This window comes from Myceligenerans cantabricum (assembly GCF_054777735.1).
In genome coordinates, this window is sequence record NZ_BAAHAJ010000014.1 from 217229 (window position 1) to 240346 (window position 23118).

Genomic DNA, 23118 nt, shown 5'->3' on the forward strand with positions numbered 1-23118 from the left:
ACCCGCTCGAAGACCCTGTGGAGAGTTGTCCACAAGCCGCTGAGAATCCGATGTTTTCCGCGCTCTGGCGGTAGACTGACGGGGACAATCACGCCGAGTCAGGACCACTCCTCCAACCCGGCGTGCGCCTGCAAGACGAGGAGCTACCCCGCCCGTGACAGAGCGAATCGACGGCGGCTACGACGCCGGGAACATCACCGTCCTGGAAGGCCTCGAAGCCGTTCGTAAGCGACCGGGCATGTACATCGGCTCAACCGGCGAGCGCGGGCTGCACCATCTGGTCTACGAGATCGTGGACAACGCTGTCGACGAGGCTCTCGCCGGGCATGCCAGCACCATCGACGTCACGCTGAAGGCCGACGGCGGCGTGCGTGTCGTCGACGACGGTCGCGGCATCCCTGTGGCGATGCACCCCACCGAAGGCAGGCCGACCCTTGAGGTCGTCATGACGATCCTGCATGCCGGCGGCAAGTTCGGCGGCGGCGGCTACGCGGTCTCCGGCGGCCTGCACGGCGTCGGCATGTCCGTGGTCAATGCGTTGAGCACCCGCTTCGTCTCGGAGGTCGTCCGGGACGGGTTCCACTGGAGGCAGGAGTACCGGGACGGCGGCGAGCCCACCAGTGACATCCAGAAGCTCGCCCCGATGTCCGACGGCGAGGGCACCGGTACCACCCAGACCTTCTGGCCCGACGGCTCGATCTTCGAGACCACCGAGTACGACTTCGAGACCCTGCGGTCCCGCTTCCAGCAGACCGCGTTCCTCAACAAGGGCCTGCGGATCACGCTGACCGACGAGCGTGCCGGTCACGCGGGCAACGAGGACGAGGTCACCGGCCAGATCCCCCAGGTGACCCCGGACATGCTCACCGAGGGCGACGTCGCAGGCACGATCACCACCACGGAGGGCGACCATTCCGCCACGGACGGCGAGCCCGACGCGGCGGGAGACCCGGTCGCGCGCACGGTCACGTACAAGTACGACGGCGGTCTTGTCGACTACGTGACGCACCTCAACTCGGCGAAGAAGGTCGACCTGGTCCACCCCGAGGTCATCTCGTTCGAGGCCGAGGACGAGGGCAAGAACGTCTCGGCGGAGATCGCGATGCAGTGGACCAGCGCGTACAGCGAGTCCGTGCACACGTTCGCGAACATGATCTCCACTCCCGAGGGGGGTACGCACGAGGAAGGCTTCCGCACCGCGCTGACCAGCCTGGTCAACACGTATGCGCGGGACAAGGCCATCCTCAAGGAGAAGGAGGAAAACCTCACGGGTGACGACATCCGTGAGGGACTCACCGCGGTCGTCTCGATGAAGCTGAGCGAGCCGCAGTTCGAGGGGCAGACGAAGGCGAAGCTCGGCAACACCGAGGCCAAGACCTTCGTGCAGCGCGTGGTCCGTGAGCAGCTCACCGACTGGTTCGACGCCCACCCCATCGAGGCCAAGGACATCATCCGCAAGGCGATCCAGGCCAGCCAGGCCAGGATGGCGGCACGCAAGGCTCGCGAGGCGACGCGGCGCAAGGGGATCCTGAGCAGCGGCGGCATGCCCGGCAAGCTGAAGGACTGCCAGTCCCGGCGTCCGGAGGAGTGCGAGGTCTATATCGTCGAGGGTGACTCGGCCGGCGGTTCCGCAGTGCGTGGTCGTAACCCCCACAACCAGGCGATCCTCCCGATCCGCGGGAAGATCCTCAACGTCGAGCGCGCGCGGCTGGACAAGGCGCTGTCGAACCAGGAGGTGCAGTCGCTGATCACGGCGTTCGGCACCGGGATCGGCGAGGACTTCGACATCAGCAAGCTCCGCTATCACAAGATCGTGCTGATGGCGGACGCCGACGTCGACGGGCAGCACATCTGCACGCTGCTGCTGACACTGCTGTTCCGGTACATGCGCCCGCTCATCGAGCACGGCCACGTGTACCTGGCGCAGCCGCCCCTGTACCGGCTGAAGTGGTCGAACGCACCGCACGACTACGTCTACTCGGACCGGGAGCGCGACGCGTTCCTGGAGTCGGGGCTCGCGCAGGGCCGACGGATCCCGAAGGAGAACGGCATCCAGCGCTACAAGGGTCTTGGCGAGATGGACTACTCGGAGCTGTGGGACACCACCATGGATCCGGAGAACCGGACCCTGCTCCAGGTGACGATGGACGATGCCGCAGCCGCGGACGAGATCTTCTCGGTGCTGATGGGAGAGGACGTCGAGTCCCGCCGCAGCTTCATCCAGCGCAACGCCAAGGACGTGCGGTTCCTCGACATCTGAGCGAGCTCGCGAACCCCGCAGGACGTCCTCATGGCGTCGCCGCGAGGCGCGAGCGCGCAACCCGGCCACCGCGTGACGAGGGACCGGGGAGACAACAGCACGCCGTCGGACGGCGTGGGAAGGAAGAGACGTGACGGACGAGACCCCCGGCGTGGAGGACCTCCCCGACGGCGTCGGCGACGCCGCGTTGGCCGTGCACCACGGCCGTGTGGAACAGGTCGACCTGCAGCTCGAGATGCAGCGCAGCTACCTGGACTACGCGATGAGCGTGATCGTGGGGCGTGCCCTGCCCGACGTGCGGGACGGGCTGAAGCCCGTGCACCGCCGCGTGCTGTACGCCATGTACGACGGCGGGTACCGGCCGGACCGCTCCTTCAGCAAGTGCTCACGTGTCGTCGGCGACGTGATGGGCAAGTACCACCCGCACGGCGACTCGGCGATCTACGACACCCTGGTCCGCCTCGTGCAGGACTGGGTGCTGCGCTACCCGCTGGTCGCCGGCCAGGGCAACTTCGGCTCCCCCGGCAACGACCCGGCGGCGGCCCCGCGATACACCGAGTGCCGCATGGCCCCGCTCGCGCTCGAGATGGTGCGCGACATCGAGAAGGCCACCGTCGACTTTCAGGACAACTACGACGGACGCACGCAGGAGCCGACGGTTCTGCCGGCGCGCTTTCCGAACCTGCTGGTCAACGGCTCGGCGGGGATCGCGGTCGGCATGGCCACGAACATCCCTCCGCACAACCTGCGGGAGGTGGCCGACGGGGCCAAGTGGTACCTCGACAACCCGGGCGCCACACGGGAGGAGCTGCTCGAGGCGCTCATGCAGCGCATCAAGGGGCCGGACTTCCCCAACGGCGCGCAGATCCTGGGCCACAAGGGCATCGAGGAGACATACCGGACGGGCCGCGGCTCGATCACGATGCGCGCCGTGGTGACCGTCGAGGAGATCCAGAACAGGATCTGCCTCGTCATCACCGAGCTGCCGTACATGGTGAACCCCGACAACCTCGCCGTGAAGATCGCGGACCTGGTCAACGACGGGCGCATCCAGGGCATCGCCGACATCCGGGACGAGACGTCGGGCCGCACCGGCCAGCGCCTCGTCGTCGTGCTCAAGCGCGACGCGGTCGCCAAGGTCGTCCTGAACAACCTGTACAAGCACACGCAGCTGCAGGAGAACTTCAGCGCGAACATGCTCGCGCTGGTCGATGACGTGCCTCGCACACTCAGCCTCGACGCCTTCATCCGGCACTGGGTGACGCACCAGATCGAGGTCGTGCGGCGTCGTACCGAGTACCTCCTCAAGGAGGCCGAGGACCAGATCCACATCTATGTGGGCTACCTCAAGGCGCTCGACGCGCTCGACGAGGTCATCGCCCTCATCCGCCGCTCCCCCGACGTCGACGAGGCGCGCACCGGGCTGATGGAGCTGCTCGACGTCGACGAGGTCCAGGCCAACGCGATCCTGGCGATGCAGCTGCGGCGGCTCGCGGCCCTCGAGCGGCAGAAGATCCTCGCCGAGCACGCGAAGCTCGAGGCGCTGATCAACGACTACCGCGACATCCTGGCCAGGCCCGAGCGGCAGCGGTCCATCGTGGGGGAGGAGCTGGACGAGATCGTCGGGCGGTACGGCGACGAGCGCCGCACCACGATCCTCCCGTTCGACGGCGACATGTCGGTCGAGGACCTGATCCCCGAGGAGGAGATGGTCGTCACGATCACGCGCGGCGGCTACGCCAAGCGGACCCGCAGCGACAACTACCGCCAGCAGAAGCGCGGCGGCAAGGGCGTGCGTGGGACCCAGCTACGCGAGGACGACATCGTCGACCACTTCTTCGTCACGACGACGCATCACTGGCTGCTCTTCTTCACCAACCTGGGCCGGGTCTACCGGGCCAAGGGGTACGAGCTGCCCGAGGGGGGCCGTGACTCGAAGGGCCAGCACGTCGCGAACCTCATGGCGTTCCAGCCCGGCGAGCACATCGCGCAGGTGCTGGACATCCCGGACTACGACGCTGCGGACTACCTGGTCCTGGCCACGCGCCGGGGCGTCGTCAAGAAGACCCGGCTCCAGGAGTACAACTCGCCCCGGACCGGCGGACTCATCGCGATCAACCTGCGCGAGGACGACGAGGGACACCCGGACGAGCTGGTCGCGGCGCGTCTGGTGAACGCGGACGACGACCTCATCCTCATCTCGCGCAAGGGACAGTCGATCCGGTTCCACGCCTCCGACGACACGATCCGCTCCCTCGGCCGTGCCACGTCGGGCGTGACCGGCATGAAGTTCCGGGACGACGACGAGCTGCTGGCGGCCCAGGTGGTGACGCCCGGTACCGACCTCTTCGTGGTCACCGAGGGCGGCTTCGCCAAGCGCACCCGGATCGACGAGTACCGGGTGCAGGGCCGTGGTGGTCTGGGGATCAAGGTGGCGAACCTGGTGGAGGCTCGGGGAGACCTTGTGGGGGCGCTGGTGACGGATGCCGACGACGAGGTCCTCGTCATCATGGAGCGTGGCAAGATCGTGCGGAGCGCGGTGGCCGAGGTGAAGCTCACCGGTCGCAACACGCAGGGAGTAACGTTCGCGAAGCCCGACAAGGGCGATCGGATCATCGCCGTGGCGCGGAACGCGGAACGCAATCTCGAGCACGAGGATGCCGATTCCGAGGACGGCCCCGACGATTCGACGGACAGCGGGAATGGTGCGGACGGCGTTACGGTGGACGGTGAACCTAGCCCCGACGACGTTTCGAGCACCCCAGAGCACGACAGCACCGGACGCGAGGACAGCTGATGACGAGCAGCAACGACACCGGACAGGGCCCCGGATCGGCGACGACAAGACTCGACGGCGAGCTGGAGAAGACCCAGGTCCGGGACAGTGCCTCGCAGGGTAAGGAGCCGTCGGACGACACCGACGGTGCAGCGTCGAACGAGACGTCGGCCGAGGATGCAGCGGCCGGCACGGAAGCGACCGAGGCGTCCGCGAGGAGCGACGACGCCGAGGCCGAGAAGCCGGCAGGGGGAACGGTGAGCGAGAAGGTCGCCGACAAGGCGAAGCAGGATGTTCCGGAGGCCGCCCCGGCCGAGGCCCCGGTGAGGAAGACGCCCGCTGCGGGCGGCGCGGCCACACCCCCGTCGGAGCCGGCAGAGCCGGCGGAACCGAAGCCGATCCCGGGTGGAATCTGGCGCTCGGCGTACGAGGCGGGTGCGTCCGCGCCGTCGTCCCGCTACACGACGGAGCAGCAGCGTCCGGGGTCGAACGGTAGGCCCGAGAAGCCGGGGCCGGGGTCGAACGGGAGCCCCGAGAAGCCGGAGTCGGCCTCGTCGCTCGGTTCCGCCATCGACAACGTGTCCGCGCCGGCGTCCGCGGAGACTGACATCGAGGACGCCACGAACCCGCGGAACGTTTCCCGCCCGGCCGCGCCGCCGAAGCCGCCCAACCCGCCGAGCGAGGCGTGGCAGCGTGTGCCGGCCTCGGAGGCGGGCGACCTGCCGGTCGTGCGCGCCAGCGCCGGTGAGACCCCTGACGAGCCCGGCGCCGCCGTGCGGCAGGGAGCGGTCAAGGCTGCGCAGGCTGCGCTCGCCGCCGCCCGCAACGCGGCGAAGAAGGTGTCCTCCTCGACGATGCCGGCGGAGACCGCGGTCCCCGTGGAGGAGCCCACGGCCGCTCCGCCCGCTCCCCCGGAGATGCACTACACCGCGGGGAGCGTGCGCGGCACCGCGTCCGCGCCCGTCGAGGAGACCGTCCCTGTCAGCCCGGTGGGCCGCCCGGAGAGTGACACGACCCCCGGCCCCGCGCCCAGCATGACGCCCCGGGCGAGCGGTGGCCCGCGGCGGGTGCGGCTCGCGATCTCGCGGATCGACCCCTGGTCGGTCATGAAGCTGGCGTTCCTGCTGTCGGTGGCGGTCGCGATCATGACCGTCGTCGCGACCGTGGTGTTCTGGTCGGTGATCGACAGCCTCGGCGTGTTCGACAAGATCCAGACGTTCGTGACCGACGCGATCGGCGACGAGACCAACTTCGACGTCATGCAGTACGTCGAGTTCGAGCGGGTCGTCTCGCTCGCCACCCTCGTGGCCATCTGCAACGTCGTCCTGCTCACGGCCCTCGCCACGATCATGACGTTCCTGTACAACATCACGGCGGCCCTCGTCGGCGGCGTGCACATGACGCTCACCGACGACTGACCGCACCGACTCGGCGTCGCGCGCTCAGTGAACGGCGCCGCCACGTCGTCCCGGCGGACATCACAGCACGAACTTCGCCGGATCCACGATTTCAGTTTGGGACAGAGCCCTTCGCTGGGGTAATGTCTGGGTGCTGCCAGAGAGCGGCCGGTCCAACCGGCCGGCCCTCCTAGCAGCGACTCGGGGCTATAGCTCAGGCGGTTAGAGCGCATCGCTGATAACGATGAGGTCCGAGGTTCAAGTCCTCGTAGCCCCACTCGACGGTAGGCGGCGTGTGCCCTTTGGGGCCACGCCGCCTACCGTCGTTTCTTGTGGGGCGCAGCCCTCACGCCCCGCCCGGGGCGCAGGTGAAATTGTTTGGCGGAACGAGGTCATTCTGGGGTGAGGATTCACCCGGTCCGCGTGTACGTAATTCCCAGTAGGCTTCTGGGCCCATTTCTCTCTAGATCGGTGACAGACCGGTAACCCCTCCCTACTGTGGGAGCGCGTGCATGGCCTAGATGCCCTGTGCGCGTGAGGCAGAGACGCCTCGCGGGTATTCAAGAACCGAGGAGGTTCAGATGTCATCGTCCCGGAAGTTGATCGGAACCGTCGCTGCAGTGACGTGTCTCCTGATTCCCTGGGCAGCTGCCGCTCAGGGTGCGCCGGAGGCCGGTCCCGCCGCGGACGGCGCGCAGGCTGCAGCAGTCCCGGACACCATTCCCCTGACCATCGCCAACGACTCGGACCGTGGCGGCGAGGTGTACCTCTACGTGCTGGGCGAGCAGAACGGCCAGCAGGGCTATGCCGATGCCCAGGGCACGTTCCACCCGTGGCCCGACGCCGGCGAACAGCCTGAGCCCGCTCCGGACGCGTCCATCGCCGGTCCCTCGCAGGGCGGGTCGAAGACCATCCAGATGCCGAAGCTCTCGGGCCGTGTCTACTTCAGCTACGGCCAGAAGATGACCTTCCAGGTCGTGCTCGACGGGCGACTCGTGCAGCCGGCGGTCCAGAACCCGAGTGACCCCAACCGGGACATCATGTTCAACTGGACCGAGTACACGCTGAACGACTCCGGGCTGTGGATCAACAGCACCCAGGTCGACTTCTTCTCCGCGCCGTACCAGACCGGCCTGCGCACCTCCGACGGCGAGGTCCTGCACACCGGCATGCTCAAGGAGAACGGCTTCTCGAACGTCGTCGACGCACTCGCCGGAACCCCTGGCTGGGACGGGCTCGCGCAGACGTCCGGCGACGGCTCCGTCCTGCGCGTGATGTCCCCGGGCCACGCGATCGGAACGGGCCAGATCAGCTCCGACGTGATCGACTCCTACGTCGACCAGGTCTGGTCGCGCTACTCCGGCGCGACCATGACGGTGGTGCCGTACTCCTACGAGCCCGACACGAAGTTCTTCGGGACCGTCTCCGGCGGCACGATGACGTTCACCGATCAGTCGGGCGCGCAGGTCGCCACGTTCCCGAAGCCGTCTGCCGAGTCGATCTTCGGCTGCGCCGGTGACCTGGCCGCGCCGAACAACGACGTGGGTGCTATCGCTCGCACGCTGTGCGCCGGGTTCCACCGCTCCACGTTGCTCGAGGGCGACGTGCACCCCGGTCCGTCGAAGGACGTCTTCTACCAGCATGAGAAGACGAACTACTACGGTAAGTACATCCACCAGCAGATGGCGAACGGCCAGGCGTACGCTTTCGCGTTCGACGACGTCGAGAACCAGGAGTCCCTGGTGCACGACGGCAACCCGACCGAGGCCTTCATCCAGCTCGACCCGTTCGCGGGCGCTGCCACCCCGATCGCCGGGACCAGCGGCGGCGGAGACAACGGTGGTGGGGACAACGGCGGCGACGACGGTGGAGACGACGGCAACCCGCCGGGCACGGCCCTGCCGGAAGGTACCGGAACGATCCTCGCCAGCAACGACATGTGCGTCGACGTGCCGTGGGCGGACGCCTCCGAGGGCAACCCGATCCAGATCGTGAACTGCAGCGGGAACGACGCCCAGACCTGGACGCGCTCGGGCGGCACGATCTCCGCGCTCGGGATGTGCCTGGACGTGGCCGGCGGCGGGACGGCGGACGGAACCGCGGTCCAGCTGTGGACGTGCAACGACACCGGTGCCCAGGAGTGGACCTACGACGCCGGGTCGAAGCACCTGGTGAACCCGCAGTCCGACAAGTGCCTCACGGTGAAGGACGGCACGATGCAGGACGGCCAGAAGCTCGAGATCCGTGCCTGCAGCGGTGCGGCCGAGCAGTCCTGGACGTTCGGCGCCTGACGTCACCCGGACCTGGCGGGCTCGGCCCTGGGCCGAGCCCGCCAGGTCTCGCCCAGAGGCGCGTGGGGCCTGTTCCAACTGGTCGTAGCCGCCGGAGATGTGGGATCGTGGAACGCACGAGGGCCGTAGACGTCGGTCCGTCGTTCACTGACCACGGAGGAACTCGTGAAGAAGTTGCTCGTCCTGATTCTGGCTGCTGGTGCCGGGTACGTCCTGTGGCGCAAGCTCAACGAGGACGCCGAGGGCCGCGACCTCTGGTCCGAGGTCACCGACACCGTCGAGTAAGATATGCGGGGCGCCGGCTGAGGCGTCTCGTCCGGGGCCATGGCGCAATTGGTAGCGCACCTGCTTTGCAAGCAGGGGGTTAGGGGTTCGAGTCCCCTTGGCTCCACCTGGTGAAGGCCGTTGACCCGCAGGTCAGCGGCCTTTTGCGTTCCTCGCGAGGCATCGACGAAAAGAGCGATGCGATGAGGATGACACGGTTCCTGACACGATTGCGGCGCCCAGCGTTGCCCGTGGACGACGTCAGTTGCGGGCGGGGCTTGGTCGGCGCCGGACTCGTGATGGGTATGAGTACGACGCCCGGCGACCGGAAGCACCACCGGCTGGACCGCACTCCGATGTGGACGCTGGAGGAGTTGTGCGCGTTCGTGCGGACGACGCCGGCCACCGTCCACACCTGGCGGAAGCGGGGTACCGGGCCGCGGGCGTACAAGGTCGGGCGGCACCTGCTGTTCGCGGAGTCGGACGTAGCCGCGTGGCTGGAGTCCTGCGCGGCGGCGGCCGAGGCGGACGCCCACGAGACTCGCGGTGAGCGGGGCTCCGCTGGCGACGGGTCGGGGTGGTGACCCATGGGCAAGCAGAAGCTGGAGCCAGGCGAGCACGGCGAGATCTTCCTGAAGGAGACCAGCCCAGGCAAGTGGCGTGGACGTACGCGGTTGTGCCTGTGGGACGGCACAAAGACGTCGGTCTCACGCAACGCGACCACAAGCGACGCGGCGCGGTTGAAGGTGCAGCGCGGCGTGGTCGAGCGCCTCAGCGCCGCCCGGGGCTCGGAGGATCTGAAACCGACGTCGAAGGTAGGGCTGGCATGTCGCCAGTGGATCGACGAGATGCGAGAGCGCACGACGTGGCCGAACCCGCCGCTTCGTCCACAGTCTGTAGACGAGTACGAGCGGGTGATCGACAACCACGTGATCCCGGAACTGGGCAAGCGGCGGCTGAACGAGCTCACCCCGGCGTCGTGCCAGAAGCTCCTGGACTCGATCCTGAAGAAGGGCAAAGGCGGGAAGAACAACATGATCACCACCACCCGCCAAGTCCGGAACGCGATGAACCAGGTGCTCGATCGCGCCGTGGTCCACGATGCGCTGCGGGACAACCCGATGCGCAAGGCGATCGCGCCGTCGAAGGACAAGCCGCGGCCGAAGGCGATCACTGCCCCGGACGTGGGCCGTCTACGGGCGGTGGTGCGCGGGTGGGAGAAGTCGCGGGAGGACAGGTCCGGGCCGAAGCCGACCGGGCACCTGCGCGTCGCGGTCGACGTCATGTTGGGTGCCGGGCTGCGGATCGGAGAGGTGATGGCGTTGTGCTGGGGAGAGGTGAACCTCTCCCCCGACGGCCTGCCGACGATCGCCGTGGAGGCCACCCTGACCGACATCAAGGGGCAGGGAGTCGTGCGGCAGGACAGGCCGAAGACCGACGCAGGGGCGCGCGTCATCATCCTTCCGCCCTTCGCCCTCGAGGCGCTGAACTCGATCCGGCCAGCCGAGACGACCGCCGACATGCCGGTCTTCCAGGGACGGCTGTTCAAGGACGGCCGGAACGCCGGCCGCCCGGTCTCGACGCACAACATGCGGCGGATGCTGCGCGCCGCGCTGGACTGGGCAGGCATGAAGGGCGAGGTGCATCCGCACCTGCTGCGCTCGACGGTGGCGACTCAGGTGGCGCGCAAGATGCGCGCCGCCGACGCCGCCGCGCTGCTCGGTCATGCGATCGATGCGGGGATCACCGGCAGGCACTACATCGAGCAGCTCCGGCTGGCGCCAGACACGTCGGCGGTGCTGCAGACCATGGTCGAGATCGGGGACGAGGAAGCCGCGCGGGAGGCGGCCGACGACACGGCCAGGTCTGCGGGTGCGCTCACCACAGTCGGGACTGCTCGCCGCTGACGGCATCACCCTGTGCTCCGCCGGTGGTCTTGCGGCGGCGGAGCGCAGGGTGGCGTTTGTGGAGCGCGGCGTGGACGGCGGTGCACAGGTGGTCGAAGCGTTCGGTGGTGTGGTGCATGCGTGCGAGCTCGGCGGTGCTGGCGTTCTCGGCCAGGGCGTCGGGATCGGCGTGGTCGATCCACTCGCCGAAGGCGGTCAGCGCCTCGGCGAGTGACCGCTCGGTGCTCGGCGTTGCCACCGTCTCGTCGTCGGACGTCGCTGCTTGGCGGCGTCGGCGGGGCTGAGCGAGCGCGGCACGGGCGACGGCCGCCAGGTCGGCAGGGTCGACCTGGCTGCCGTCCTCAGCGGGCTGGTCGGCGGTGGCTTCGTGTTCGGTGATCGCGGCGCTGATCTTCGCCCATTCCTTCTGGGCGGAAGCGTTCCCGGCGGTGACGTTGTCCCAGGCGGTCTTGGCCATGGCGCGGATGTGGGCGGGCAGGTCCGGGTCTTTGCGGGCGTCCTTGATTCGCCCGGCGTGTTCGAAGCGGGTGTACGAGTTGGAGCCGGTGACCATCTGGGCGGCTTTGGCGCGCGATTCCCCATGACGCCCCGGTACATGGAGTGCCTGGTCGGACGGTCCCGCCGAATCGGCGGCACCGAGGTTGCCTCTTTTGCCCCCACCCTTCACGCCGCTCTCGTCGCCGCTGCCTGCCGAGGCTGGCGCGGCGTGGAAGCGGGTGGCGCGCTGCCGGAGGGCGGCTTGTTCGGCTTCGAGGGACTTGTACTCGCGGTACAGCTCTTCGGCGGTCTCCAGCGGCAGGGGTTCCCGGACGGTGTTCTCCTCGTGCTCGGCGATCACGTCCCGCAGCCCGGCCGAGGCGCGGCGCACATACACGGGCACGCTCTTCCACCCGAGTGTCCGCACTGCTTCGAGGCGCCGCCACCCACACAGCAGGTACCCGTCCGGGGTGACGGTCAGCGGGCACAGCAGCCCGAGCCGGTCGATCGAGTCGCGCAGGGCTTCCAGGTCCCCGACCTCTCGGCGATGTCTGAGGCCGACGATGATCGAGTCGACCGCGCGGTCCAGGCGCAGCCCGTCACCGGTTGTTTCATCCGACATGGCAGGCCTCCTGCGGGGTGAGGTGACGTGGCGGTGTCAGGTCGTGCGCGTCCTCGGCGATCACCTGGTACGGGGTGTCGCCGGCAAGGAGCCGGTGCAGCAGCCCGTCGCGGGCCGGGGTGCCCAGCGCGACCGCCACGAGGCGGGTCCAGGTACGCCGGTCGACGTCGAGCACCGCCAGGGGCTGGCGATCCTTGCGCAGCCGCTGCCGCGCAGCCTCCACGCCGCCGGCCTCGGTCAGGGCCGTGGTGATGTACTCCAACCCGACCCCGGCGACGTCGATCGGCCAGCCGACCGCTGCCAGGACCGCGAGCGTGTTCGTGGCGGCGGTGCGGACTTGGTGGACGACGGCGGCCGTGGCCGGGTCGAGATCGCCAGACGCCGGTTCCGGGTGCGTGTTCGCGAGGGCGAGTTCGAGCCACGGAGCCCGTCCGCCATCCGCGGACGTCGTGGGCGAGGCCGGGTCGCCGATGCGCAGGGCCGAGGGCAGGTCGGTTCGGGCTGCCAGGCGACGGGCCCGGTCCCGGGAGCACAGGAGGTCGTCGGCGCGGGCTTCTGCCCGCAGAGTCCGGGCCACGGCGGTGGTCACCACCGCCCACGGGTTGCGCGCCTGCCGTACCGCCGGGGTGCGCAGCGCCTCGAACGCCGCCACCGCAGCGTCATGCGAGGTCAGGTAGTGCTTGCGGGCCAGGTGCTGGTACCGGTCGGCGCAGAACTGCATCAACTCCGCCGCCTCCGGATCCGACGCCCACGCGGCAGGACCCGCCTCGGCGAGACGCGAAAGCAGAGCCCGCAGCCCATCCGGCGTGGCGAACCTTGGACCGGTGTCAGTCCCCTGGGTGCTTCGGCGGTTGCCGCCAGCACCCGTGCCGTCGTCGTCGAGGCGCGAGGGAGCTTCGGCTGGCTGTGGTTCTGGGAGGCGGTCCGGCCCAGCATGCCGGTCCGCGCCCGTGACCTGGTCGCTCATCACCGTTCGGTTCCCACCCGCCCCGGCCCGAGCGGACACGCTCAGCCGACACGTGCGCACTACAGGAAACATACTACCACTACTGCGCAATACATGCGCAGGGATGGTCTGTCTCTTGCGGATTCGCGCGTTCGGCGTAGTCTGGCGTGTATGCCACGCCTACCGACGCCGGGTGCTTCGGAGCCCGACCAGCCGGCCAGCCCGCAGCCCGACGCTCTGTCCGTCGATGCCGTCTACGCCCAGGCCAAGGCGCCTGACCCTGCCGCGTGGGCGAGTGACTGGACCGCGGGCATCGGCAGGCGGCTGCGGGCCGCGCGCCTTGCCGCCGGGCTGTCCACCCAGCACGTCGCCGAGAAGACCGCGGACCTGGGCTATCCGATGGCGCGCGCCAGTATCGGGAACCTGGAAACCCGGCCCCGGGAGAAGATCTACCTGCAAGACATCGCCGTGCTCGCCGCCGCGATCGGCGTGGCCCCGGTCGAGATCCTCTACCCCCTGGAAGTCACCACCGCACCGACCCCCACACCCACCCCGGTCGGGGTGATCCAGCGCGGCGTGCTGAAGAACACCAGCATGCATGTCCTACCCGGCCGCACCGAACGCGCCACCACCGCTGCGGGCTGGTTCACCGGCGGATACGGACGCGTCATGGAAGCACGCCTGGCCGCGATCACCGCCTACGGCAAGTTCGAAGCCCGCTACCAGCTCTTCGTGATGCTCAACCAGGAACAAGCCGCCGGAACCCTCGCCTCCCGCACCGAGTTCGCCGGCCATCCCCAGCCCATCGGCTACATGAGCGTGCTGTGGATGGAGATGTACGACCTGGCCAACTGGGCACTGGACGCTATCCGCACCCACGACAACCTCGCCATGAGAACCGGCGATCACCGGCCCGCGGTCACCGACAAGGAACGCATCCTGGTTACCGAGGTCGCCGACCTCCGCCCACCCGACTACATCGAAGACCCCCGCCAACGCCGCTACGTACAAGGCGTACTCACCATCGGCGCCGCCGAACCCGGCGGCATGCCGTACTACCTCCAAGACCTCGACGACCCCTGGACACCACCCGACCTCACCCGACCCACCGCCGCCTACGAACCGAGGCCGATGCCGGAGCTGCGGCAGCCAACCGCGGACACGCCGCAGCCGCCGCGACAGCAGCGCAAAACACCGTCACCTCCCAGCGGCCCGCCACGCCAGTCCCGAGGCGGGGGTAGGAGCGGGCCCGGGCTGTGAGGCCGACGCGGTCAGATGCGCGCCGGCGAGAGCACCCGGGCGGCATACCGCGCGTCGGTAGGGGACGTGGCGCAGCGGAATCCCGTGTCGTCGTCGAGCATCGTGGCGTCAGCGTCGTTGAACGTCGCGGGCGCGGTTCGGGTAAAGGGGCTGGTCCACGCGCCGCCCTTGAGTTCGTATCGGCCGGCCTCGGACTCAGTGGACGTCCATTCCCAGGTGTTGCCGCACAGGTCGTAGACGCCGTAGCTACTGACGCCGGAGTGGTAGCGGTTCACGGGTGTGGTGGATCGGATGCCGGATTCGCGGCTGTTGCACTTGGCGGGTGTGGGCTGGTCTCCCCACGGGTAGGTATCGCCCTGTGGGCCGCGCGCCGTCTTCTCCCACTCATGTGCGGTGGGGAGTCGCTTGCCTGCCCACCGGGCGTACGCGTTGGCGTCGTGCCAGGTGACGTACACGACGGGGTGATCGCGCAGCGAGAGAGGGGGCGTGTGGCCGGTCCAGTGCTGCGGCGGAGGATGACCCGCGTCGGCGACGAACCGCTCGTAGTCCGCGTTGGTCACAGGCCGCACGTCGATCAGAAATTCCGGCAGCCGAGTGGGGATGTCGTCAACACCGGTCCGGAAGACGCCGGCCTCGACCACGGCCATCTCACGTCCGTCGGCCGGGTGCTTGACGATCCGCGGGCCGGAGAACACATCTTGCGGCACCGGCGGCTGGGGGACTGAGCTCACGAGCCGCGTTCCGTTCGATGGCGCGACATCGGTCAGGAGTGTGTCGAAGCGGGCATGGACGTCCGCCGGGGAGCGGATCAGGCTCGTGTCGAGGGCGGCCTGGTTCGCCGGGCGGATCCGGATGTCGGCTCCCCGGGACTCCCAGGTGGACACGGTGCGGTCGCTGACTCCGAGATGGTCGGCGAACTCGGTCAGGCTGCGACGTTGCGCGTGCCGGAGCGCCCGTACCTCGATGCCCGTCCACTGCTCGACGTGTGCCACCCGTCCCCCTCTGCTGGCCAGGGGAAAGACACTATCGAGGACACCCCCGGATGACGAGGAGAATCACTGTCGGGCGGGGTCGTGCGTGCCGGGGCGTCGTCTACGTCCTCGGCAGAACCCAGCGGCCCGAGGAGATGGTCACACGGGCTGCGGCGCGATCCTCGCGTAGTCCTCGCGCAGGGTGGCGATGATGGGGTGCTCTTCATCGAAGGCGTTGTCGTTGATGCGGGCGATGGCCCGTACGCCGACCGCAGCGTTCGTCGCGAACGCGGTCGGGAACCCTGTGGCCTCGTCCAGGTGGACTGCTCGGTGCTCGCCGGGGCGAGTCGCGCGCAGGAGGTCCATCGTGACACCCGCGAGGACGTTGGCGTCGGGCCAGACGATGTCCGTGCCGTCGAAGAAGCCGACGTTCCAGGTAGCGCCCTCGCTCACGAGCCCGTCGGGGGTGGTGAACAGGACATCGTCGTGCCCGGCGAGCCGGGCGGCGCGACGGTGGGCGATCGTGGCGAACAAGCCGGTCGACTTCACCTCGGGCAGGTCGCGCTCGTAGACGCAGGTGCGCACATCGAGTGGCGTCGACGTGAGCGGCCCCGCCGGACGGGTGGTGACCAGGATGCGTGCCTCGGTCGCGTCCTCGGGATGCCCGAGATTCAGGTCGGGGTCGTAGGCGGTCACCCGGACCACGACCGAGCCCGACGCCGGAACCGCGCGCCGGACCAGCGCGCGCACGTGATCCACGTCGAGGTCGACGTCGAACAACGCCTTGGCGTCCCGGGACAGCCGCGCCAGGTGCAGGTCGAGGCCGCGGACGCCGCCGTCGTCCACGCGCATCGAGGTGAAGTGCCCGTACGACGTCAGTGCGAGCGACTCGAGCTCGGCCGCAGTGACCGGCGTTCCGTCCAGTTCCGCCACCATGCCCACAGTCTGCACCGCAGACGCCCCGCGAATGACCGTGTTCCCAAGGCGTGGGCCGCAACTTCGGCGGAACTTCAGTGCTACTTCAGCAGGAGTTCCTACCTCGAACGGCAGCGGCGAGATTGAATCTCTGACACCGCAACGCAGCAGCGCACCACGCTGTTCTGCGCGGCCACAGCTGATCACAGCGCGAGGGGAGGGCACGTTCATGACCAACTGCCAGGTAGACGCGACCCCGACAGAATCCACGCGACGCATCGCGGACCCTCGCGTGGACACAGCGATCGACCAGACGTTCATCGACCAGATTCCCTCCATCGTCGAGGCGCTCTTGGGCGACGTCGAGGATGTGCCCTTGGCGAGACGGCAATGGGTCTTCTACGGGAGCTTGCCGCTCGGCGCGGGACGGGGCAGTAGTGACTTGGATGCCTTCCTACTGCACGACGGCGGATCGGGCCATGCCGCGCATCGCAGGGACGGGACCTGGGGCTCGACTCCGGTGACGATCTACGTCCTGTCGCACGACGAACTGGCCGATGATGGTCGGACCGGCCGCTTCGGTGGCTACTTCGCGCTCAAGCTCTTCAGCCCGTTCGTGTCCACCGGAAGAGAAAGCGAATCAGACCTTGCCGATGCCACCGCGCGGTTCCTCGGGCCGCTGAGCGCGTCGGTCGCTGATGGGTTGTCCACCGGTCCTCGGTCATGGACCAGCGATCAACTCCTTGGCCAGGCATACCTGGCATTCCTCGACCTGTATCCGGACTTCGCCGGCTACATAGCAAGACTCTTTCGCGACGCGGCCCTGACCAGCCGAGTCTGGGCGTACCAGCGTCGCATCCACGTCGCCGCGCTCCGTGGTTCGGGCCAGATCGTCCCTGCCGGCGACGGACTCTGGAGGTACTCGACATCCCCGGTCGCCGACCCGGACCGGTATCGGTCGCACTGCACGGCACGGTTCTGGGCGTTCGGCGCCGTGTGCCATGACGCGGACCCGAGCTTCCCGGACCTGTACTTCGGCAAGACCGATGCGCACGCTCCCCAGACAGAGCAGGAGCGGGCTCGATCATGCCTTTACGAGATCGCGGCCGGGCGGGGCGCGCGATGATCGATTCCCTCCCCGAGTGGCACGCTGAGTGCAACCGCCGGACCGCCGCGGCGGAGGCCGGTCGGACGAGGCAGTTCGGTCTGCATCCGGTCCACGAAGAAACGCCCGCATCGACCGCCACCAAGCGGTTGGAGCTGCCCGGAGAGGTCTGGGCCTGGCAGCAGGTCGGAGCGGGAATGCCCACGGACGTGATCCCTGTGGTCCGGGTCGGGTTCGCAGGCTCCCGGCTGCACCTCGGACACATCGGGCTGGCGCGGACTGCTGCACAACTCGCATCGAACGGCACGAGGGTGCTGCTCTTCGACGCCACAGCGACGGGAAACTCGATGACCGAAGGCTTTCGCAACGCGCTGCACACCTACGCGACCGGCACGGTGAACGTGCAGGAGATCGATGACATCGCCGCGCTGCACAGAATCCAGCACCAGGCGCTTGCGGGGATGCGGTTGGAGAAGTTGCGCCGCTTGTACGGCTGGGGTGAGAGCGCGAGGGCGAGCGCTGTGGCAGATGTCGCGGCCATGCTGGGGTTCTTCCTCTACGACCCGCACGATGATGCGGCGCCGGGGGTCGCGTTGGTCGATTCGATGCAGGCCCCGCACAGCGCTCTGCTGTCACGAGCTGCGCGAGACACCGGCAGGAAGCCGCCGACCTTGATGTACCGGCGGCTGTTCCCCAGCCTGCGACAGGTTGGCAAGCGTGGAAGCGTCCGTGAGTCGTCATCCGTTGTCTTCGCGGATGACGACGAACCGACTGTCCGGCGCAAGTTCATGGGTTCCCTGACCGGCGGCCGTGTCAGCGCTGATCAGCAACGTCAGCACGGAGGAGAACCTGCGCGCTGCCCGGTGTTCTCCATGATCGAGTTGCTGCGGCCGGCCGAGGTGGCTGAGCGCGCACTGATGAAATGCCAGACCGGCCAGGTGCTGTGCGGCGACTGCAAGGGCGAGCACGCCGACGCCGTTGCGGCCACCGTCATGGGCCTCACGAGCACTCCTGTCCGAGCTGGTCAGTCGCCCGCGGTCCGCGACGCGGTGGCCCAGGCCGCCGAGGACCTTTACAAGCCACCGCCTCGCGACGCGTCTCACCTGGAGGCGGCCATCGCCGCCGACACCGGCGGCCGGCCGGAACAGGTCGTTGTCGGCCACGGCTCGACCGAAGTCATGGACTGGGCGTTCGGCCTCCAGACGCGACCGGGAGCGCGGGTCGTGGCGACCGAGCCCACCTTCGAGCTGTACCGGGACCTGGCGGCGCGGCACGGGCTCGAGTACGTCGCCGTCCCCTGGCAGGAGGAGCGGTTCAGCCACGACGTCGGCTCGCTTCTTGACGCGATCGACGACGACACGGCGCTGTGCGTGCTCGACGTCCCCCACACGGTCTCCGGCGCCGCAGGAGAACCGACCGACCTTGTCGATCAGGTCGCACGCGCGCTGCCCGACGGAGCCCTGCTCCTCCTGGACATGGTCTACGCCGATTTCGCGCAAGACCCCCAGCCTTCGGCGGCAGACCTCCTGCGCGAACACTCCAACATCGTCATCTGCCGCTCGTTCTCCAAGGCGCACTGCCTTTTGGGAGCCCGCGTCGGATACGGCATCACAACGGCGGCCCGTGCCGAGCGCCTTCGCGACCGACGCCTGCCCTACGCAATGGACACCACTGCCCTCACGGCGGCTGAGACGTCGCTGCGCGACCGCGAGTCCCTGCGCCGGACCGTATCGGCCAGCCACCAAGCACGAGAGCGCGTGACTGACCTCCTTCGGAAGCTGTCGATTCCGTACGCGCCTACCGAAGCAAACTTCCTCTTGATGAACCTCGGACGCTGGTTCGAACCCGTCGCCGAATTGCTCCGCGCTCGTGGCGCAAGATTCAGGGATGGGCGCCGTTGGGGCATGCCCGGCTGGATGCAGGTGCACTTGATAGAGCTGGAGCAGGTGGAGCCGTTCGTGAGCGCGCTTCAGCAGGTGAACAGGGGCGGCACTAGGATCCTGGCAGATCCTCCACCAGCGCCGACCACCCATTTGAAGGGCGACTCCACATCATGACTGAACCGCGAATGCTCACCGGCGACCGGCCGACCGGCAAGCTGCACCTGGGGCACTACGTGGGGAGTATCGCCAACCGGACCAGGCTTCAGCACGAGTACGAGACCTTCCTGATCATCGCCGATCTGCACATGCTGACCACGAAGAACACGCGTGAAGACATCGCCCAGGTGTCGACCAACGCGCGCCACCTCGTGCTCGATTCCTTGGCGGCCGGGATCGACCCCGCGCAGGTGAGCTTCTACCTGCAGTCGGCGATCCCTGAGGTGTCCGAGCTGAACACGCTCTTCCAGAACCTGGTCAACGTGCCCCGCCTGGAACGCATCCCGAGCCTGAAGGACATGGCCCGCGACGCACACAAGTCCGAGATGCCATACGGCCTGCTCGGCTACCCGGTGCTGCAGGCCGCCGACATCCTGTGCGTGAAGGCGAACGCTGTGCCAGTGGGCAAGGACAACCACGCCCACGTGGAGGTCACCCGCGAGATCGCGCGCCGATTCAACCACCTGTACGGCGAGACGTTCCCGATTCCCGAGCTGGTCCTCTCTGACGTGCCCACGCTTCCGGGCACCGACGGCCAGGGGAAGATGAGCAAGTCGGTTGGGAACGTGATCTATCTGTCCGACAGTGCCGATGAGGTCCGCAAGAAGATCAAGGGGATGTACACCGACCCCAACCGCATTCACGCCGACGTGCCCGGCACGGTCGAGGGCAACCCGGTGTTCACCTACCACGACGCGTTCAACCCAGACCTCGCGCAGGTCGAGGACCTCAAGACGCGCTACCGGGCCGGGAAGGTCGGCGACGGTGAGGTGAAGGACAAGCTCGCCATCGCGATCAACAACTTCCTCGAGCCCATGCGCGAGCGACGGGCCAAGTACGAGGAACAGTCCGGATTGGTCGACGAGATCATTGTCGACGGCACCGAACACACCCGCGACGAGGTGAAGAAGGTCGTCTTCGAGGTCCGCAAGGCTATGGGACTGACCGGCGCCTACAACCAGCTACGCCGCAAGGCGGAGAAAGCCCGCAAGAGCAAGGTCACCGCTACGTCCTGACCACAACGAGGGAGCCATGACGACGCAAGCTCGGGTAAGACCGCGCGCCCACAGCGCCAGCTCCACCCAGGTCCTTCGTGTCATCCGAACCGGCTCCTCCGGTGCCACCGTCACCATCGTCCAGCAGGACGACGGCCAGCTCGTGGCCATCAAGACGGCTCAAACGCCCCGCGTCTCCGCCCAGCGGCAGGCAGCAGCTCGCGATGCCGTCGCACCTTACTTTGCGGGCCGGCTCCCAGAGGTGCTCTTCGCCGCTTCGGACCGAGGAACCGACGTACTCGTCACCCGATGCCCGTCGACAACCACCTTCGCTGACGCCGTCACCGAGGACTCTGGGCGCGCTGAGACGCACCTCGGCGTGTGGGAAGACTTCGTCACGCACCTACGCCGGGTCTGGACCGCGTCGTCCAGACCCGGCTTCAATCCGCGGCTGGCGACCAGGAACCATGAGCTGCGCTGGCAGCGCGCCAGAGACGGCCTGGACATGGCGGGCCAGAGCCTCGGGTTCCCGAACGGCGCATGGCGTCACCTCGTCGTCAACGACAGCGATCACGGATCGCTGCAATCGGTCCTCGGCCGTCTCGCAGACATGCCGGCGCCGAGCATGCACGTCACCTGCCAGGGCGACCCTCAGCCGCGCAACGTCCTCCTGGACGACGCCGGCCGCTGGCATCTCGTGGACTGGGAATGGGCCGGCGACCACCACGACTGGCGCATGCTCGTCAGCCACCTCATCGGCTGGTGGTACGTCGAGAAGCTGCTCAACCAGGCGCGCGGCAGCAGCATCCCCACCGGTCCGGCCCTCCTGCTCGACTACCAGCAGCCCGACACGGCAGACATCGCTGCCTGGATTCCGACCGTCGTCGAGACCTTCCACGCGATGACGGACAACGAGCACCACGACGACCTCCGCGCCCTCTCAGCCCACCTGTCGATGCTCCTGATCCGCGAGATCCCGAGAGCCGTCGCCCAGGGCCGAACACATCTGTTCGCACCACTGCTCGGAGAAGCAGTCCGACTCGTGGACGCCATGGAGGGGCGCTCCCCGCATCCCCTCCTGACACCGTTCACCAGCGGACAGCGGGCGCGTGGAGCCGCCTTGTGACCACCCTGGGCCTGGCGCTTCCACACTACGACGGTTTCTTCCCCGACCCGGACACCAGCGGGCCGGACCGAACCCGCGCTGCCGTCCGCTACGCCCAGCGAGCCGAGGCCGCCGGCCTCGACGAGGTGTGGGTCTCGGACCACCGGTGGCTCCAACTCGCCGACGGCCGCCACAGACACTCACCCGACTGCTGGTCACTCCTGGCAGCCATCGCGGCGACGACCCAGCACATCCGGATCGGCTCGCTCGTCACCCCCGTCACGATGCGCCACCCCCTGCTGCTCACCCACCAGATCGCGACCGTCCTGGACCTGGCAGGGCCACGACTCGACGTCGGACTCGGTGCAGGCTGGAACGAAGCCGAGTTAACCAGCGCCGGCCTACCCTTCCCAGCCGCCCCTGTACGCCTGGCGGCCGTGAAACACACGGCCACGCTCCTGCGCGACGAACTCGGCGACGCCGCACCACCGATCTGGGTGGGCGGCAAGAGATCCGGAATCCTGCGCGTGACCGGCGAAACCGCCGACGGCTGGAACCTGGCCTGGGACCCCACCCCCGAGGACTACGCCGAGCGCCGCGCCAGGCTCCAGCGAGCGATCGACAGATCGCGACCGAACGGGACGTTGATGACCTCCGTGGGCCTGACCACGGTCATCGGCATCGACGAAGCCGACCTCCGGCGGCGGTGGGCCACTTTGCGTCGCTGGGTCCCCGCGGGCCACCTCGACAGGGTTCCCTTCGAGATTTGGCGCAGCCGCGGGCTCATCGGCACCCCCGACGAGATCCAGACGCGAATCGCCCGGTGGACGCGAGCCGGAGTCGATCACATCGTGTGTGCGCTCGGGATGCCCTTCGGCATCTTCGACGACGAACAGATCGACCTGCTCGCCACGATCGCCGACAACGTGCGCACCTCGGCCACGCCCGCCCCCACACGAGGAGACACAGCGTGATTACCCTCCCGGACCCCGCAGCGACGTTCCAGTACGAGCAAGACTTCCTCCTGACCTGCAGCCCCAGCCGCATCGGAAAGATTCTGGCGCTGCACGAGCTGTATCAGCGAGTACGGGACGTCCCCGGCGCGATCGTCGAATGCGGCGTCTTCCGCGGCGGCTCCTTCACCACCTGGGCGATCCTGCGGAACCTCCTGGAGTCCGAGCACACCCGCCAGCTCATCGGCTTCGACACCTTCGGCACATTTCCCGACGCGTCGAACGAGACCGATCAGCGCATCGTCGACCACATCGCCGACGTCGCCGGCCTTGAATGCATCGGAGACGACCAGCTACGCGAGACGCTCCGCAACCGCGGCAGAGGCCTCGACGCCAACGTCACCCTCGTGCCCGGCGACGTGGTGGAGACGGTCCCCCGCTACGTCGCCGAACATCCCGAGCTGGCGATCTCACTCCTCATGATCGACACCGACCTCTACGAACCCGCCGTGACCTGCCTTGACACGCTCGTTCCGCGCGTCAGCCCTGGTGGTGTTGTCATCGTTGACAACTACGGCGTCTTCCCGGGCGAGACCAGGGCCGTCCGCGAGTACGCACGCGAACATCCCGGCACGCGCCTGCAGCGTGCCCGATACACCAGCCACCTCACGCATTTCATGGTCGGGCCCGAGGACATCCGACAGGGAAGGGCGGCCAGCAACACAGGGCAGGTCGATGACGACGCATGACAGGCATACCGAGCGCCCGCACGCGC

At 68.3% G+C, this 23118-nt stretch carries 18 protein-coding genes and 2 tRNA genes; 16 read left to right on the forward strand and 4 right to left on the reverse strand.

Features of this window, described 5'->3' with window-relative positions:
• Nucleotides 1-154 precede the first annotated feature (154 nt).
• From gyrB to ACYU96_RS19815, 9 genes are all read left to right on the forward strand, one after another.
• Complete coding sequence (gene gyrB / locus ACYU96_RS19775) at nucleotides 155-2260, forward strand: DNA topoisomerase (ATP-hydrolyzing) subunit B (RefSeq protein WP_460757571.1); 2106 nt, start codon at nucleotides 155-157, stop codon at nucleotides 2258-2260.
• A 130-nt stretch (nucleotides 2261-2390) separates the two neighbouring features.
• Nucleotides 2391-5057: a DNA gyrase subunit A gene (gene gyrA, locus ACYU96_RS19780; protein ID WP_460757574.1), complete on the forward strand. Its 2667-nt coding sequence runs from the start codon at nucleotides 2391-2393 to the stop codon at nucleotides 5055-5057.
• Nucleotides 5057-6454, forward strand: a complete 1398-nt coding sequence (locus ACYU96_RS19785) for a DUF3566 domain-containing protein (protein ID WP_460757577.1) — start codon at nucleotides 5057-5059, stop codon at nucleotides 6452-6454. Before gyrA ends, ACYU96_RS19785 begins: the two co-directional genes overlap by 1 nt.
• A gap of 182 nt (nucleotides 6455-6636) precedes the next feature.
• Nucleotides 6637-6710: transfer RNA gene (locus ACYU96_RS19790), tRNA-Ile, on the forward strand.
• A 343-nt stretch (nucleotides 6711-7053) separates the two neighbouring features.
• The gene (locus tag ACYU96_RS19795) at nucleotides 7054-8724 is read left to right on the forward strand and encodes a beta-1,3-glucanase family protein (protein ID WP_460757580.1); all 1671 of its coding nucleotides are present in this window, start codon (nucleotides 7054-7056) and stop codon (nucleotides 8722-8724) included.
• Nucleotides 8725-8889: 165 nt separating this feature from the next.
• Nucleotides 8890-9009, forward strand: coding sequence for a DLW-39 family protein (locus ACYU96_RS19800; protein WP_211341653.1), 120 nt, complete (start codon nucleotides 8890-8892; stop codon nucleotides 9007-9009).
• 33 nt (nucleotides 9010-9042) lie between these two features.
• A tRNA-Ala gene (locus ACYU96_RS19805) sits at nucleotides 9043-9115 on the forward strand.
• A 178-nt stretch (nucleotides 9116-9293) separates the two neighbouring features.
• A complete protein-coding gene (locus ACYU96_RS19810; protein ID WP_460757582.1) occupies nucleotides 9294-9572 on the forward strand; it encodes a helix-turn-helix domain-containing protein in 279 nt (92 codons plus the stop codon).
• Between the two features lie 3 nt (nucleotides 9573-9575).
• Nucleotides 9576-10895, forward strand: a complete 1320-nt coding sequence (locus ACYU96_RS19815) for a tyrosine-type recombinase/integrase (RefSeq protein WP_460757586.1) — start codon at nucleotides 9576-9578, stop codon at nucleotides 10893-10895.
• Here the strand turns inward: ACYU96_RS19815 and ACYU96_RS19820 are convergent.
• Together ACYU96_RS19820 and ACYU96_RS19825 are read right to left on the reverse strand one after the other, a co-directional pair.
• Entirely contained in the window at nucleotides 10867-11994 is a 1128-nt protein-coding gene (locus tag ACYU96_RS19820; protein ID WP_460757589.1) for a ParB N-terminal domain-containing protein, read from the reverse strand. The two genes, ACYU96_RS19815 and ACYU96_RS19820, sit on opposite strands and share 29 nt — an antisense overlap.
• Nucleotides 11984-12715: a hypothetical protein gene (locus tag ACYU96_RS19825; RefSeq protein ID WP_460757592.1), complete on the reverse strand. Its 732-nt coding sequence runs from the start codon at nucleotides 12713-12715 to the stop codon at nucleotides 11984-11986. The genes ACYU96_RS19820 and ACYU96_RS19825 overlap by 11 nt, the downstream gene beginning before the upstream one ends.
• A 396-nt stretch (nucleotides 12716-13111) precedes the next feature.
• Between ACYU96_RS19825 and ACYU96_RS19830 the strand changes: the two genes are divergently transcribed.
• On the forward strand, nucleotides 13112-14200 hold the full coding sequence (locus ACYU96_RS19830) for a hypothetical protein (RefSeq protein WP_460757595.1): 1089 nt from the start codon (nucleotides 13112-13114) through the stop codon (nucleotides 14198-14200).
• An 11-nt stretch (nucleotides 14201-14211) separates the two neighbouring features.
• Here the strand turns inward: ACYU96_RS19830 and ACYU96_RS19835 are convergent, their stop codons facing one another.
• Nucleotides 14212-15084: a formylglycine-generating enzyme family protein gene (locus tag ACYU96_RS19835; protein ID WP_460757597.1), complete on the reverse strand. Its 873-nt coding sequence runs from the start codon at nucleotides 15082-15084 to the stop codon at nucleotides 14212-14214.
• A gap of 246 nt (nucleotides 15085-15330) precedes the next feature.
• The gene (locus ACYU96_RS19840) at nucleotides 15331-16107 is read right to left on the reverse strand and encodes an aminotransferase class IV (RefSeq protein ID WP_460757600.1); all 777 of its coding nucleotides are present in this window, start codon (nucleotides 16105-16107) and stop codon (nucleotides 15331-15333) included.
• Nucleotides 16108-16378: 271 nt separating this feature from the next.
• Between ACYU96_RS19840 and ACYU96_RS19845 the strand changes: the two genes are divergently transcribed.
• From ACYU96_RS19845 to ACYU96_RS19870, 6 genes are read left to right on the forward strand one after another with little or no spacing between them, the layout of a single operon-like run.
• Nucleotides 16379-17212 (forward strand): hypothetical protein, encoded by an 834-nt coding sequence (locus tag ACYU96_RS19845; protein WP_460757602.1) that lies wholly within the window; start codon nucleotides 16379-16381, stop codon nucleotides 17210-17212.
• Nucleotides 17209-19248, forward strand: a complete 2040-nt coding sequence (locus ACYU96_RS19850) for a pyridoxal phosphate-dependent aminotransferase (RefSeq protein WP_460757605.1) — start codon at nucleotides 17209-17211, stop codon at nucleotides 19246-19248. The genes ACYU96_RS19845 and ACYU96_RS19850 overlap by 4 nt, the downstream gene beginning before the upstream one ends.
• Before the next feature lie 11 nt (nucleotides 19249-19259).
• The gene (trpS, locus tag ACYU96_RS19855) at nucleotides 19260-20306 is read left to right on the forward strand and encodes a tryptophan--tRNA ligase (protein WP_460757607.1); all 1047 of its coding nucleotides are present in this window, start codon (nucleotides 19260-19262) and stop codon (nucleotides 20304-20306) included.
• 16 nt (nucleotides 20307-20322) lie between these two features.
• Nucleotides 20323-21411 (forward strand): phosphotransferase family protein, encoded by a 1089-nt coding sequence (locus ACYU96_RS19860; protein ID WP_460757610.1) that lies wholly within the window; start codon nucleotides 20323-20325, stop codon nucleotides 21409-21411.
• A complete protein-coding gene (locus ACYU96_RS19865) occupies nucleotides 21408-22364 on the forward strand; it encodes an LLM class flavin-dependent oxidoreductase (RefSeq protein WP_460757612.1) in 957 nt (318 codons plus the stop codon). Before ACYU96_RS19860 ends, ACYU96_RS19865 begins: the two co-directional genes overlap by 4 nt.
• Nucleotides 22361-23092, forward strand: coding sequence for a TylF/MycF/NovP-related O-methyltransferase (locus ACYU96_RS19870; protein ID WP_460757615.1), 732 nt, complete (start codon nucleotides 22361-22363; stop codon nucleotides 23090-23092). The genes ACYU96_RS19865 and ACYU96_RS19870 overlap by 4 nt, the downstream gene beginning before the upstream one ends.
• Nucleotides 23093-23118: the final 26 nt, after the last annotated feature.

Bases quoted from the DNA above. Each gene is read 5' to 3' on its own strand.
- ACYU96_RS19785 (WP_460757577.1), top strand. From the start codon at position 5,057: ATGACGAGCAGCAACGACACCGGACAGGGCCCCGGATCGGCGACGACA.
- ACYU96_RS19810 (WP_460757582.1), top strand. From the start codon at position 9,294: ATGAGTACGACGCCCGGCGACCGGAAGCACCACCGGCTGGACCGCACT.
- ACYU96_RS19815 (WP_460757586.1), top strand. From the start codon at position 9,576: ATGGGCAAGCAGAAGCTGGAGCCAGGCGAGCACGGCGAGATCTTCCTG.
- ACYU96_RS19820 (WP_460757589.1), bottom strand. From the start codon at position 11,994: ATGTCGGATGAAACAACCGGTGACGGGCTGCGCCTGGACCGCGCGGTC.
- ACYU96_RS19825 (WP_460757592.1), bottom strand. From the start codon at position 12,715: ATGCAGTTCTGCGCCGACCGGTACCAGCACCTGGCCCGCAAGCACTAC.
- ACYU96_RS19830 (WP_460757595.1), top strand. From the start codon at position 13,112: ATGCCACGCCTACCGACGCCGGGTGCTTCGGAGCCCGACCAGCCGGCC.
- ACYU96_RS19840 (WP_460757600.1), bottom strand. From the start codon at position 16,107: ATGGTGGCGGAACTGGACGGAACGCCGGTCACTGCGGCCGAGCTCGAG.
- ACYU96_RS19850 (WP_460757605.1), top strand. From the start codon at position 17,209: ATGATCGATTCCCTCCCCGAGTGGCACGCTGAGTGCAACCGCCGGACC.
- trpS (WP_460757607.1), top strand. From the start codon at position 19,260: ATGCTCACCGGCGACCGGCCGACCGGCAAGCTGCACCTGGGGCACTAC.
- ACYU96_RS19860 (WP_460757610.1), top strand. From the start codon at position 20,323: ATGACGACGCAAGCTCGGGTAAGACCGCGCGCCCACAGCGCCAGCTCC.